The 13,264-nt window shown below is 59.7% G+C and carries 12 protein-coding genes; 1 reads left to right on the top strand and 11 read right to left on the bottom strand.

The window, feature by feature from the left end; genetic code table 11:
- Positions 1–22: 22 nt before the first annotated feature.
- Complete coding sequence (gene hcp / locus ACL2XQ_RS07890) at positions 23–1,675, bottom strand: hydroxylamine reductase (RefSeq protein WP_413740220.1); 1,653 nt, start codon at positions 1,673–1,675, stop codon at positions 23–25.
- Positions 1,676–1,870: 195 nt separating this feature from the next.
- Positions 1,871–2,302 (bottom strand): Rrf2 family transcriptional regulator, encoded by a 432-nt coding sequence (locus tag ACL2XQ_RS07885; protein ID WP_410015655.1) that lies wholly within the window; start codon positions 2,300–2,302, stop codon positions 1,871–1,873.
- Positions 2,303–2,463: 161 nt separating this feature from the next.
- On the opposite strand from ACL2XQ_RS07885, the gene ACL2XQ_RS07880 reads away from it, so the two are divergent.
- A complete protein-coding gene (locus ACL2XQ_RS07880; protein ID WP_410015656.1) occupies positions 2,464–3,030 on the top strand; it encodes a flavin reductase family protein in 567 nt (188 codons plus the stop codon).
- Between the two features lie 77 nt (positions 3,031–3,107).
- Here the strand turns inward: ACL2XQ_RS07880 and ACL2XQ_RS07875 are convergent, their stop codons facing one another.
- The 9 genes from ACL2XQ_RS07875 to ACL2XQ_RS07835 all read right to left on the bottom strand — a co-directional run bounded on the left by ACL2XQ_RS07875 (position 3,108) and on the right by ACL2XQ_RS07835 (position 13,146).
- The gene (locus ACL2XQ_RS07875; protein WP_413740219.1) at positions 3,108–4,478 is read right to left on the bottom strand and encodes a hypothetical protein; all 1,371 of its coding nucleotides are present in this window, start codon (positions 4,476–4,478) and stop codon (positions 3,108–3,110) included.
- Between the two features lie 32 nt (positions 4,479–4,510).
- Positions 4,511–5,866: a gluconate:H+ symporter gene (locus ACL2XQ_RS07870; protein WP_413740218.1), complete on the bottom strand. Its 1,356-nt coding sequence runs from the start codon at positions 5,864–5,866 to the stop codon at positions 4,511–4,513.
- A gap of 129 nt (positions 5,867–5,995) precedes the next feature.
- Positions 5,996–6,766 (bottom strand): DeoR/GlpR family DNA-binding transcription regulator, encoded by a 771-nt coding sequence (locus ACL2XQ_RS07865; RefSeq protein ID WP_410015659.1) that lies wholly within the window; start codon positions 6,764–6,766, stop codon positions 5,996–5,998.
- 14 nt (positions 6,767–6,780) lie between these two features.
- Positions 6,781–7,419, bottom strand: a complete 639-nt coding sequence (locus ACL2XQ_RS07860) for an aldolase (protein ID WP_410015660.1) — start codon at positions 7,417–7,419, stop codon at positions 6,781–6,783.
- Positions 7,416–8,675, bottom strand: a complete 1,260-nt coding sequence (otnK, locus tag ACL2XQ_RS07855) for a 3-oxo-tetronate kinase (protein ID WP_413740217.1) — start codon at positions 8,673–8,675, stop codon at positions 7,416–7,418. The genes ACL2XQ_RS07860 and otnK overlap by 4 nt, the downstream gene beginning before the upstream one ends.
- Before the next feature lie 329 nt (positions 8,676–9,004).
- On the bottom strand, positions 9,005–9,964 hold the full coding sequence (yjiA, locus tag ACL2XQ_RS07850) for a GTPase (RefSeq protein ID WP_413722483.1): 960 nt from the start codon (positions 9,962–9,964) through the stop codon (positions 9,005–9,007).
- A 17-nt stretch (positions 9,965–9,981) separates the two neighbouring features.
- Positions 9,982–10,185, bottom strand: a complete 204-nt coding sequence (locus ACL2XQ_RS07845; RefSeq protein WP_331120216.1) for a YbdD/YjiX family protein — start codon at positions 10,183–10,185, stop codon at positions 9,982–9,984.
- 68 nt (positions 10,186–10,253) lie between these two features.
- Positions 10,254–12,404, bottom strand: coding sequence for a carbon starvation CstA family protein (locus ACL2XQ_RS07840; RefSeq protein ID WP_410015663.1), 2,151 nt, complete (start codon positions 12,402–12,404; stop codon positions 10,254–10,256).
- Positions 12,405–12,573: 169 nt separating this feature from the next.
- The gene (locus ACL2XQ_RS07835) at positions 12,574–13,146 is read right to left on the bottom strand and encodes a TetR/AcrR family transcriptional regulator (RefSeq protein WP_410015664.1); all 573 of its coding nucleotides are present in this window, start codon (positions 13,144–13,146) and stop codon (positions 12,574–12,576) included.
- Positions 13,147–13,264: the final 118 nt, after the last annotated feature.

The raw sequence follows: 13,264 nt of genomic DNA, 5'->3' as shown, positions 1-13,264 counted from the left end.
AAAGCCTCTCCTTATGTCCGGTTCAGGCGGCCAGGATAGTGTGCAGATCCTGGGTCGCGGTGGTAATCGAGCGCATGCCGAACTGCTCGTTAAGCACCGCCATCAGGTTTTCCGTCAGGAAACCGGGCGCCGTCGGTCCGGTATAGATATTCTTGACGCCCAGCGAAAGCAGGGTCAGCAGGATAACGATCGCCTTTTGCTCGAACCAGGACAGCACCAGGCTCAGCGGCAGATCGTTCACTCCGCAGCCCAGTTTTTCCGCCAGTTTTACCGCCAGCATAATGGCGGCGTAGGCGTCGTTGCACTGGCCGACGTCCAGCAGACGCGGCAGGCCCTCAAGGGTGCCGAAATCCAGTTTATTGAAGCGATACTTGCCGCAGGCCAGCGTCATGATCAGGCAGTCATCGGGAACGTCGCGCGCAAAATCGGTATAGTAGCTGCGCTCATCGCGGCTACCGTCGCATCCGCCGACCAGGAACACATGACGCAGTTTTTTGCGTGCCACCAGGTCGATAACGGTATCGGCCGCATCCAGCAGCGTCTGGCGGCCAAAGCCGACGGTAATCAGGTGTTCGATTTCATCATAGGGAAAGCCGGCCATCTGTTGGGCCTGGGCGATCACCGGGGCGAAATCCTCGCCGTCCAGATGTTTAACGCCCGGCCAGCCGACAATGCTGCGCGTCCAGATGCGGTCGTTATAGTGGCCGACGGTCGGATCGATAATACAATTGGACGTCATCACCACCGGCCCCGGGAAACGGGCGAATTCCGTTTGCTGGTTTTGCCACCCGCTGCCGTAATTGCCGGCCAGGTGGGCGAACTTTTTCAGTTCCGGGTAGCCGTGGGCGGGCAGCATTTCCCCGTGGGTGTAAATATTGATGCCCTGCCCCGCGGTTTGCTCCAGCAGCAGGCGCAAATCCTTCAGATCATGGCCTGAAATCAGGATGGCTTTACCCGCCACAGGCCGCACGTTAACGCGGGTGGGTACGGGGTTGCCGTAGGCCTGCGTCTCGCCGCGATCGAGAATGGCCATTACGGCAAAGTTCATTTTGCCGATCTGCATCGACTGCGCCAGCAGCTCGCCCATATCGGCCGGCCGGGTACCCAGCCACGCCATGATGTCATGATACTGGCGGTAAATATCCTCATCGTACTGGCCCAGCACATGGGCATGTTCCATATAGGCCGCCGCGCCTTTCAGCCCGTAGAGGCACAGCAAACGCAGGCCGTGAATATCCTCGCCTACCGCGTCCTTATCCGTATTCAGGGCGAAACGCTGCGCCTGCGCCTGCAAATCGGCAAGCGTCAGCGAGGGGCATTGCAGTTCCGCCAGCGGATGCCCGGGGTTAACCGTCGGTTCAACCCGCAGGCAGCGGGCTTTCAGCTCATCACGCAGCGCCAGGGTTTGCTGGATATAGGCCACGATGCGCGGCGAGTCGAAATTGACATTGGTCAGCGTGGAAAAAAAGGCGCGCGGCGCAAAACTGTCTATGCGATGGTCGATAATCCCCAGCCCGCGCGCGGCGACCGCCCAGGCGGACAGGCCCTGCAGCGCGGCCACCAGCAGATCCTGCAGATCCGAGGTTTCCGCCGTTTTGCCGCACATACCCCGGCTATAGGAGCAGCCGTTGCCGGCCGGGGTACGGATGGTTTGTTCACATTGCACACAAAACATGATCGCTTCCTTATATTATTCATTTTAAATACATGTTTAAGGTTAAACGCGGAGGGACGGGAATGACAGGGCTTTTGCCGCTATCCACCACTTGTTTGATATAACGCAATATTTGGCGGCGCGGGAAAAAGACGATACGGCGCAGGGATGAAGCAACCGCTTGTTTTAACGGTAAATAAGATTATGGCAGCGTGTTTAGCCTTCGATATCGATCAGGGTGAACAGTTCTTCGATTTGCCCCCGCCGGCTTAATAAGTCCGCCAGGGTATAGCCGTCCAGCACGGCGTAAAAGGCATTGGTGGCCCGGGCCAGCACCCCCGGCAGGCCGCAAGCCGGCGCGACAACGCAGTTGGCGCAGTCGATAAGGGCGTCGCCTTTCTCCGTGTGGCGGATCAGCGCGCCGATATTGATATCCTGCGGCGCGCGGCCCAGCCGGATGCCGCCGTTGCGCCCGCGCAGGGTGTCGATATAACCCAGCCGGGCCAGATCCTGCACCACTTTCATCAGGTTATTATGCGAAATCGCGTATTGGCGCGAAATTTCGGCAATGGACGACAATTGGCCCTGATGGGCGCCAAGATAAATAATCACCCTGACGGCATAATCGGTATAACGCGTGAGTTTCATAACGGTACCTGCGATGTAATGGATAAAAGGGTATCACATCGGCACGCCGGATCGCCTCCTTTTATGCCCTGTCCCGTGAGCGGCGGTACAGTATCTCTTCCTCCCGCCCATCAGCTGTTACCCTTAGAGCAGGCGCAAACAAAACTGCTACAGGAGCTGACATGACCGCATTTCCCCGTAAAAGCGATTTCCCGGTCAGCCGGGCGCGATATTATCTGGAACCAGGGCCCATTGTCCTGATTACCTCCGCCTGGCAGGGCAAAACCAATATCATGACCCTGGGCTGGCACGTGGTGCTGGAATTCTCCCCATCGCTGGTCGGCTGTATGATTTCCGGCGGCAATCATAGCTTTGACCTGATCCGCCAAAGCGGCGAGTGCGTGATCAACTTGCCCACCACCGCCCTGACCGATACCGTCGTGGGCATCGGCAATACCAGCGGGGCGGATATGGATAAATTCAGCCATTTCGGCCTGACGGCGGCGCCCGCGCGCCGGGTGAAGGCGCCGCTTATCCGCGAATGCCACGCGCATTTTGAATGCCGCCTGCATGACGACGCCATGGTGGACCGGTATCATTTTTTTATTTTCGAGATAGTCAAGGCGCACGCCGCGGCGACGCCAAAACACCCGCAAACCCTGCACTATACCGGCGACGGCGTGTTTATGGTGGCCGGCAAGGTTATCAGCCGGCGCGGGCTGTTCCGTCCGGATATGTTATACCCCTGACGGCCGCCGGGGCGGGTGTACGCCATAAAAAAAAGCCCGGTTTCCCGGGCGTGCGTTCTTGTCAGCCGGCCGTGGAATCACAGGCCGGTCTGCTGCCAGGCCTGGTATAGCAGCGAATCATCCGCCGGCAGCGCGGACAGCGGGATAAGCTCCCCCTGGGCCACATCCGCCGTCAGGGTTTTATTGGCCAGCAGGTAGAACGGCGCGACGCCTTTGGCATCCGCCCTGGCCAGCAGGCGGGCGCTGACATGTTCAATGGAGTGATGGTGGCCGCCCATGCTCAGGGTTTCGCCTTTTTTCAGCGGCCGCTCGGCGAAACCCGCCATCACCGCATGGACCTGCTGGTTAACGCCGCCGGACGCCCGGCGGTGCAGAACGGCCGAAAACAGGCTGTGCGGCGACTCCAGTCCCATAATATGGTACGGCAGGTAAATACAGGCGTATTTCAGATTCTTGCTGACCACATGACCTTTATCCGCCAGCATGCGCCAGGTCTCCGGGTCCTGGCAGCGCACGATGATAAACACCCCGCCGCCAAAGCTGACCTCGTCATCACGCCGCAGACAGTTGAATACATCCACCACGCCGGTCCGGGTCAAAATACCGCCGTCTTCCTCGGGGATAAAGATATCGGCCAGCTCGCCGATATGGCAAAGGGGATAATTCAGCGCCGGCGTAGCGGGCACGAACCCGATGGAATTGGCCACCACGTTCATTTCGCAATAGTCGGGGGTGGCGCTTTGCGGCAGCATCGCCAAGGCCTCGGCCCGCCGGCGCAGCGTGCCTTTGATATCCTGTTCATCCAACTGCCACAGATCGGCCAGCGCGGTTGCGTCCACCTGGGTGCTGGTATAATCCAGCCTGCCGGTGGCCGGATGGTAGATATAGTCATATTCGCTGGACTTGCCGGCGGCGATAATCTCAAGCCCCAGCACCCTGGCCCAGGTGACCAGGCCAATCAGGTTGCTGGGCTGATCGCCGTCCACCGTGGTATAGACCGCGTGGTGTTTAAGCGCCAGTTGATTAAGCCAGGGGCCGGCGACCGAATCGGTTTCCTTGCTGACCATACCCACGTGGACGCCGCGTTTTAACGCGCTGACGGCGATGCTGACGCTGATATCCGGTTTACCGGTGGATTCGACCACCATATCCAGATCCAGGGCGTCCAGCAGCGCGAAGTCGCTGATAATGGCGGTTTCCCCGGCGGCCTGGGCCGCCGCGACTTCCGCCGGCGTGCCGCACAGCCGGTTTTTATCATGGCGGTAGCGCAGATCGCCGAGCAGATCCCGCGTGCCCTGGGTATTGATATCGCACAGCGCCACGATATCGATGGCCGGAATATTGCGGCACTGGACCAGCAGCGAGCGGCCGAAACCGCCGCAGGCGCCGGTAATGGCCAGCCGGATACGGCGCCCTTTCAGTTCGTCAAATAACAGTTCGTAGTTCATTACGCTTACCTCGGATTAAATGTAGGGCGGCGTTAGCCGACAATCAGGTTAAGCAGCAGGACAAACGCCAGTCCCAGCGCCGATTGGAAGGAAACCAGCAACGTCCAGCTTTTTAGCGTCTCGCCCACGGTGAGATGAAAATATTCTTTGAACAGCCAGAAACCGGAGTCGTTAACGTGCGACAGCATCAGGCCGCCGGTGCTGGTGGCCAAGACCAGCAGTTCCAGGTTGACGCCGCTGTTGGCGGCCAGCGGCGCGATAATCCCTGCGGTGGTGACCACCGCAACCGTCGCGGAGCCGATGGCGATGCGGATGAGCGCCGCCACCAGCCAGGCCAGGATCAGCGGCGAAATATTCCAGTGTACCGCCCAATCGGCGATCAGGGTGCTGACATGGGTGGCCAGCAGCATCTCTTTCAGGCCGCCGCCGGCGCCCAGGATAAGGATAATCACCGCGCAGGGGCCGAGGCACTTGCCGAGCATCTTCTGCAGTTGCGCCATGGTGAAACCGCTGCGTATCCCCAGGGCGTAGAGGGCGAACAGCACTGCGATCAACAGCGAAACAATCGGGTCGCCGATGGCGTTAACCGCTTCATACAGCGGATTCTCCTTGCTGATAAAGCCGATGCACAGCGAGCGCGTCATCATTAACAGCGGCGGCAGCAGAATGGTCAGCATCGCCAGCCAGAACGACGGGCTGCGGGTGGTTTTGCCGGCCTGCTGTTCTTCCTGCGCGTCCCCGGCGCCGAAGCTCTGGCGCCCCAGCTCCGGAAAGTATTTCATGGCGAAATGGGTGAATACCGGGCCGGACAAGGCCGCCATGGGCACCGCGATAATCAGGCCGAAAAACATCGCCATGCCCGCATCGGCATGATAGGTGGTCATGGCCAGCGTCGGCGCCGGGTGCGGCAACAACAGACCGTGCGCCACGTACAAACCGGCGGCCATGGGAATGCCGATGCGCAGCAGCTGGCTATGGGTGCGACAGGCAATGGCGTACACCAGCGGCACCAGCATCACGAAACTGACGTCGAACAGATGAGGCAGGCCGATTATCAACGCCGCGACGCAGATAGTGGCCGGTATGGCGCGCACCGGCCCCAGGCGGATAAAGGTATTGGCGATTTTGTCCGCCCCGCCCGATTCCAGCAATAATCCGCCCAGCATGGTGCCGAGCCCGACCACCAGCCCGGTGGATCCCAATACGCCGCCGAAGCCTTTTTCGAAGCTTTTGATCGTGGCCGTCGGGCTAAGGCCCGCCGCCAGTCCTAAAAATCCGGCGGTGATTATCAGGGCTAAAAAAGGATGAAATTTAAAATAGGTAATAAGTACAATTAACAAGGCAATGGCGCTGATTAAAGCAAAAAATTGCGAAATATCGAATTGCATATCCCCTCCGGACAGATAGAGTACAGATCATTATTATTTTTTAATCGCCCAAGAATGATTGGCGCGGTGTGTTATAAATTATTGGCTTAACGGTATATGACTTTTTCCCATAGGCTTTCCGGCATGCTCCTAACTAATGGCTTTATGTAACCGGATCGGCAGCTGCCGTAATCGGTTTTCAATGTCATCGGGCAGCTGATCGTCATAAATAATATCGGTCAGCTGCGCCAGTGGGCATATATGGAACATGCCATATTTGCCGTATTTACTGCTGTCGGTCACCAGGATATTGCGCCTGGCGGAGGCCAGCACCGCCTGCTTGACCTGGGCTTTGCCTTCGTCGGGCGTGGACAGGCCGTGTTCAATATCCCAGGAACTGGTGCTGATAAATGCAATATCGATATTCAGGCCGCGAATAAACTGCGCGGCGCTATTGCCGACGCAGGATCGATTGCGCATATCCACCTGGCCGCCGGTATGAAATAAATTGACGTGCGGCATTTTCATTAAAAAATCACTAATTGTGAAATCATTAGTAATAATGGTTATCTTTTTTAATTTCGCCGCGATACAGCGGGCAATTTCAAAGGTGGTGGTACCCGCGTCCAGATATATAACCTGCCCCGACTCAACCAGTATTTCCGCCACCGCGCCAATATGGCGTTTGCTGCGGTGATGCAATAACGCTTTTTCCACATAGGGCAGTTCCTGTTTCAGCGCCTCGTTGAGTTTAACCCCGCCGCTTATCACCGTAACCTTGCCCTCGTTCTCCATAAACTGCACGTCGCGGCGAATGGTCATATGGGACACATCCAGCAATTTAGCCAGATCGCCGATGGTCACCCGGGCATATTGATGCAGGTGGCTGTAGATAAAATTACGGCGTTCATCGGGCAACATCGCGACGCCCCGCGTTAGGCTTTTTTAAAGGTCCGTTCCAGCTCTGCAACTTGTTCACCTGTTAATGTCACCATGCCATAAGGTAGCAGTGTAATATACAGACGCGCCGTGTCCTCTAGTTCTTCCGCGTTGAACACCGCTTCCAGCAGGCCGGCGCCGCCGATTACCGGCCCGTGGTTAGCCAGCAGCATGGCGTTATGCGTCGGGGCGAGATCGCCAATCGCCTCGGCAAGGCCGGGATGCCCGGGGCGGAAATACGGCACCAGCGGCAGCTTGCCGACGCGCATGACGTAATAGGGCGTTATCGGCGGCAGGCAGTTCTCGGCGTTCAGGCCGGGCATACAGGACAGCGCGGTCAGCGCGGGCGAATGCAGATGCACCACGCCGCCGATATCGGGACGTCGCCGGTAAAAATTCAGGTGCATTACCGATTCCTTGGACGGCCTGGCGCCCGCGATATGTTCTCCCGCGGCGTTGAGTTTGCTGAGCGTCGCCGGGTCCAGGGCGCCGAAGCTGGAGTTGGTGGGCGTCACCAGGAAACCGCCGTCGGGCAGGCGGCAGCTGAGATTTCCCGCCCCGCCGCTGCTGTAGCCGCGCATAAACATGGAATGGGCCAGCGTCGCCATTTGTGCGCGTAATTCGGCTTCCGTCATTGATAAAGCTCCTGTGCCTGGTTAAAAAAATCTGTCTCGCCAAAATTGCCGGACTTCAGCGCCAGCCATAAAGGCCGCTCGATATCCCTGACCCAGGGCACGCCGGGGGCGATAGTCCGGCCAATGGCAAAGCCGCTCACGCCGAGCCGTTGCGTGATAAGGCTGGAGGTCTCGCCGCCGGCAATAATAAATTTACTAAAACCCTGCTGAAACAGGGACAGCGCGATATCGGCAAACAATCGTTCGATGGCGGCGCCGGTGGCGGCGACGCCGTAGCGGGCCTGTACCGCCCTGACCACGTCGGCGGCCTGGGTGGCGAACAGCATGGGCGCCGGCCGGGGGGGCTGATCCATCACCCATTGCGCCAGCTCCCGCGCATACAGCGCGCCGTTCTCCAGGCAGCGTGTGACGTCGATCGCCCGGGCGGGCGCCTGGCGGCGATAGTGATCAACCTGCGTATTGGTCATGCGCGAGCAACTGCCCGACAGCACCACGGCGCGACCCGTGGCCGGCGGCACGGCCTGCGCCGCCGCGCTGTCGCCGTCGCGGGGCGAAAGCGCGGCCAATGCGCCGGCCAGGCCCGAACCGCCGGTCAGCAGCACGTCGTCCGGCAGGCTTTGCGCCAGAAGCGTCAAATCAGCGTCGTCGAGCACATCGGCAACGAGATAGCGCCGCCCCTCGCGCCGCAGTTCCTCCAGACGCTCCCGCACGGCCCGGGTCCCCCGGCGCAGCGTCGCGAGCGGGAGCAGCCCGGTTTCACCCGCGGCCTGGGCGTCCATCACTCTTAGCAGATTGGCGTCGGTCATCGGCGTGAGGGGATGGTTTTGCATGCCGGATTCGTTCAGCAGCCGGCCGTTGACGAACAGATAGCCGTGGATCACGGTGCGGCCGTTGACCGGCAGCGCCGGGCACAGGATGGCAAGCGCAGCCCCGGTCTCGGCCAGCAGGGAATCGGTAACCGGGCCGATATTGCCGTGCGGCGTGGAATCAAAGGTGGAGCAATATTTAAAGTAGATCTTCCGGCAATCCTGTACCCGCAACCACCGGCACGCCGCCAGCGACTGGCTTATGGCTTCCGGCGCCGGGCAGGAGCGGGTCTTCAGGGAAATCACCACCGCGTCAACGTCTTCCAGCGGCAGCGGCTGCTGCGGGATACCGTTAAGCTGGACCACGCGCCAACCGGCCAGCGCGATAAAACTCGCGATGTCGGTGGCGCCGGTAAAATCATCAGCAATAACGCCTAACGATAACGTCATTTCCTGTCATCCGGGTTGTTGTGAACATGTGTGAAATTTTGTACGTATTGGCTTCACATTGAGATGATGGCCATCACAAAAGCGTAACGGAATTATAGCGCTTAATTGGAATTAACTAATTGATAATAGTATATTTAATCATTTATCCGCTTTTCACAACAATGTGTGAATCTTCGCATCAGCCGGAACAGCGCCTTTTATCCCCCTGCCGTGCGGCGCCCCAGCTGTCCAGGCCTGGTCCTTAAAACAATCAGGCCCGCCCGGTTCACGGGCGGGCCTGAGGCGATGGCCAGGCGGCAATACTCTTACCTTGCACGTTAAACGCCGGCTTACCTGAACGCGGCGAAAGCGTCCCGGATCTCGGACTCCGGCAGTCCGACGCCGATAAACACCAGCACGCTGGCCGGCTGCTCGTCATCGCGCCATTCCCGGTCCCAATCGGCGTTATACAGGCGTTGTACCCCCTGGAACAGCAGGCGCCGGGGGTCGCCTTCGATGGCTAAAATGCCTTTATAGCGTAATAGATTATCGGCATAGGTCGCCAGCAGGCCTTCCATAATGTCCGATACCGTCTGCAGCGCCAGCGGCCGCGCCAGGTTCACCACGATGGAGCGGATGGCGTTTTGCGGCTCGATAAGCGGCCGGTAACGCGGCCGGGCCACGGTCAGGTTATCATTCAGGATAAAACCCTCGACGTTAAACAGCCGATCCAGCCCTATCTCGCCGTTGACCACCCGGTACACGGGCGCGCGGGCGTTGATATGCTGCAGGCGCGCAATCAAATCGCCGCTCTCGCCGGCGATATCGGTTTTGGTGAGCAGGATGCGATCGGCAAATCCCACCTGGGCCTGGGCCAGGGCGAACTCGTTCAGCTGTCCGTCGGCATGCACCGCGTCCACCAGGGCGATCACGCCGTCAAGCAGGAAACGCTCGCTGATAACCGGATGGGAAAAAAAGGTCTGGATCACCGGTCCCGGGTCGGCCATGCCGGTACATTCAATCACCAGGCGGGTAAAATCGACCTCGCCGCGATCGATGCCCGCCAGTAAATCCAGCAGGGCATCCGCCAGCTCGTTGGCGCTGGAGCAGCAAATACAGCCGTTGCTTAAGGTGGTAATGCGGGTGGCGCGATCGCCCAGGAGGGTATTGTCGATGGGGACTTCGCCGAATTCATTTTCTATCACGGCGATCTTTTCGCCATGGTCGGCATGCAGTATATGGCGCAGCAGGGTGGTTTTCCCCGCGCCGAAAAAGCCGGTCAGGATGGTGGCCGGCAGCGGCTGGTCCATGCTCGAATCCTCGTGTGTCAACAGCAGCGAAAACCGCCCTTGCCGTTACCGCCGTAGCGCGCTTCCTGACGATCGCGGAAAAACGCTTCGTAGTCCATGACCGGCTGATCGGGATGATTGGTCTTCATATGCTGGACATAATAATCATAATCCGGAATACCGACCAACATCCGGGCAGCCTGTCCCAAATACTTACCTGCCTGACCCAAATTTCCAAACATGCGGTATCTCCAGTGTAAAAACGCCCGCATAACCACCGGTTATGCGGGACAGGGCTTATGATGCCGTATCAGTGGCTGCTTGAGGTGATGATACCCCCTTCCGGCACGGCGACATACGCCGTTTCCTTATCCGTGCGCGCGGCGTTGCCGCGGGCTTTCAGCGCCGTTTTAATACCATAGAAGATTATGCTGTAGACAACAATCAGGAACAGGACGCTTAAGCCGGCATTGGTGTAGTTATTGACGACTATGTGATGCATGTTGCTAATCTGTTGTTCCGTTAGCCCGGCGCCCTGCTCGGCGATGCGGCGCTTGTACAGGCTGGCCTGGTACAAGAACCCTTCAAGCTGCGGATTCTGGCTGAACAGCTTAAGCCCCAGCGCCCAGGTGGTGCAGATCAGCAACCAAACCGCCGGCACCACCGTTACCCAGATATAGCGGGTGCGTTTCATCTTGATAAGCACCACGGTGCCCAATACCAGCGCGACGGCGGCCAGCATCTGGTTGGAGATGCCGAACAGCGGCCACAGGCTTTTTACCCCGCCCAGCGGATCGACCACGCCCTGGTACAGCAGATAGCCCCACAGGCCCACGCAGCCCGCGGTGCCCACCATGCCGGCCAGCAGCGAGTCGGTTTTTTTCAGGAACGGGACAAAATTGCCCAGCAGGTCCTGCAGCATAAAGCGGCCGGAACGCGTGCCGGCATCCAGCGCCGTCAGGATAAACAGGGCCTCGAACAGAATGCCGAAATGATACCAGAAGCCCATATCGGCGCCCGGGATGATCTTATTAAAGACATGGGCAATGCCCACCGCCAGCGTCGGGGCGCCGCCTGCGCGGTTAAGCACCGAAGGCTCGCCGATATCCTGCGCGGTTTGCATGATTTGCTCTGGGGAGATAACAAAACCCCAGGAGCTGACGGTGGCGGCCGCATGGGTGGTTACATCGCGCAGCGAGGACAGGATCAGCGGCGCGTCCGAGGTACCGAGGCGATGCAGGTCGGGCATGGTGATGCCCAGCGCCGCCGGCGGGGTGTTCATGGCGAAGTACAGGCCGGGTTCGATAATCGACGCGGCCACCAGCGCCATGATGGCGACAAATGATTCCATCAACATCGCGCCATAGCCGATAAAACGGGTATCGCTTTCGCTGGCCAGCAGCTTGGGCGTGGTACCTGAGGCAATCAGGGCATGGAAACCGGATACGGCGCCGCAGGCGATGGTAATAAACAGGAAGGGGAACAGCGCGCCTTTCCATACCGGGCCGGTGCCGTCGATAAACTGGGTCATCGCCGGCATCTTCAGGTCGGGATTGATGATGACAATCCCCACCGCCAGGCCGATAATCACGCCGATTTTCAGGAAGGTGGCCAGGTAGTCGCGCGGCGCCAGGATAAGCCATACCGGCAGCAGGGCGGAAACAAAGGCATAGCCAATCAGGGTGTAGGTAATGGTGGTGTCTTTAAAGGTCAGCGCCGGTCCCCAGTACGGGTCGTGGGCAATCACGCCGCCAAACCAAATGGCCAGCAGCAGCCCCACCACGCCGATAACCGACACTTCGCCCACCCGTCCGGGGCGCAGGAAGCGCATATAAATGCCCATGAACAGGGCGATGGGCACCGTCGAGCAGACGGTAAACACGCCCCACGGGCTTTCGGCCAGCGCTTTCACCACGATCAGGGCCAGCACCGCCAGGATAATAATCATAATCAGGAAACAGCCGAACAGGGCGATGGTGCCGGGGACCGGGCCCATTTCCTCCTTGATCATCTCGCCCAGCGACACGCCGTTGCGGCGCGAGGACATAAACAGCACCATAAAGTCCTGCACGGCGCCGGCGATAACCACCCCGGCCAGCAGCCACATGGTGCCCGGCAGGTAGCCCACCTGGGCGGCCAGTACCGGTCCGACCAGCGGACCGGCGCCGGCAATGGCGGCGAAATGATGGCCGAACAGGACGTTCCTGTTGGTCGGCACGTAGTTCAGGCCGTCGTTATTGACCACCGCCGGCGTCGAACGGGTGGGATCCAGCCCCATCACCCGGGTGGCGATATACAGGCTGTAGTAGCGGTAAGCCACCAGATAAACGGCCACGGACGACACCACGATCCACAGGGCGCTGACATGCTCGCCCCGGCGCAACGCCACGACGGCCAGGCAGCAGGCCCCGATAATGCCGATGATAAGCCAGGGGATATGCTTGAGGATATTATTTTTCATCTCGATGCGGTCTTCTGTTATAGGGTACATGTGCGCGTACTCTAGGCCAGAATGGATGAAAAAAGAGGCAAATTATTATTAAGCGGTCATATACGCGGGCGAACGGTTAAATAGCCCGGCGAACGGTCGGGCTTAGCCCCCGGCGCGGCCGCCCGGAGCCGGCAAAAAGTCACCCGACGCGCCTGGGGGCGGCGCCCAGCGTATGGTCCAGCAGCGCCAGGGCATGCTCAACGGAAGGCGCCGATAGCGAAAACAGCAGGCGATAAACCACCGGCGCCACCACCAGGTCAATCAGGGTATCGCTGTCCACAATCGCCTCGCCGCGCGCCAGGGCGCGGTCGCGGATAACATCGAGCTGCTGGCGGATAAATTCCGCGCATTTCCCGGCGTTGCCCGGCGCGGCGCAGCCGAGGATATCGCGCATCATGGCCCGGCCGGTCTCGGAGGCCAATTCATCGATGTATTGTTCCAGCCACGCGCGCAGATCTCCCCGATACGACCCCGTATCGCGCGGCTCGCCATCGGGACGCACCCGCGCCAGCGCGACATCGGATAATAATTGCGCCAGATCGCCCCAACGCCGGTAGAGGGTGGACGGCGTCACGCCGGCGCGGGCGGCGATGGCCGGCACCGTCAGTTCGCCTGGCCCTTCCTGTTGCTGTAATTCCCGCACCGCCCGGTGCACCGCCGCCTGTATGCGGGCGCTGCGGCCGCCGGGACGGACACCACTTTTGTCAGCCATGGCTGATGACTCCTGTTCCTGCCAGAGGATGACCGCCGGCGTCCCAGGCGCGCCGCAGGGTACTGCCGCCCGGCACTAAAGCAAAATATTTGCGTTAGTGCCGGGTATCCTCTAGGAT

This window comes from Sodalis sp. RH14 (assembly GCF_047324285.1).
Taxonomy (GTDB): Bacteria; Pseudomonadota; Gammaproteobacteria; order Enterobacterales; family Enterobacteriaceae; genus Acerihabitans.
This window is presented reverse-complemented; position numbering and strand designations above follow the sequence as displayed.

Excerpts from the sequence above, each read along its gene's own strand:
- hcp (WP_413740220.1), bottom strand. The coding sequence starts at position 1,675 with ATGTTTTGTGTGCAATGTGAACAAACCATCCGTACCCCGGCCGGCAAC.
- ACL2XQ_RS07885 (WP_410015655.1), bottom strand. The coding sequence starts at position 2,302 with ATGAAACTCACGCGTTATACCGATTATGCCGTCAGGGTGATTATTTAT.
- ACL2XQ_RS07880 (WP_410015656.1), top strand. The coding sequence starts at position 2,464 with ATGACCGCATTTCCCCGTAAAAGCGATTTCCCGGTCAGCCGGGCGCGA.
- ACL2XQ_RS07875 (WP_413740219.1), bottom strand. The coding sequence starts at position 4,478 with ATGAACTACGAACTGTTATTTGACGAACTGAAAGGGCGCCGTATCCGG.
- ACL2XQ_RS07870 (WP_413740218.1), bottom strand. The coding sequence starts at position 5,866 with ATGCAATTCGATATTTCGCAATTTTTTGCTTTAATCAGCGCCATTGCC.
- ACL2XQ_RS07865 (WP_410015659.1), bottom strand. The coding sequence starts at position 6,766 with ATGTTGCCCGATGAACGCCGTAATTTTATCTACAGCCACCTGCATCAA.
- ACL2XQ_RS07860 (WP_410015660.1), bottom strand. The coding sequence starts at position 7,419 with ATGACGGAAGCCGAATTACGCGCACAAATGGCGACGCTGGCCCATTCC.
- otnK (WP_413740217.1), bottom strand. The coding sequence starts at position 8,675 with ATGACGTTATCGTTAGGCGTTATTGCTGATGATTTTACCGGCGCCACC.
- yjiA (WP_413722483.1), bottom strand. The coding sequence starts at position 9,964 with ATGGACCAGCCGCTGCCGGCCACCATCCTGACCGGCTTTTTCGGCGCG.
- ACL2XQ_RS07845 (WP_331120216.1), bottom strand. The coding sequence starts at position 10,185 with ATGTTTGGAAATTTGGGTCAGGCAGGTAAGTATTTGGGACAGGCTGCC.
- ACL2XQ_RS07840 (WP_410015663.1), bottom strand. The coding sequence starts at position 12,404 with ATGAAAAATAATATCCTCAAGCATATCCCCTGGCTTATCATCGGCATT.
- ACL2XQ_RS07835 (WP_410015664.1), bottom strand. The coding sequence starts at position 13,146 with ATGGCTGACAAAAGTGGTGTCCGTCCCGGCGGCCGCAGCGCCCGCATA.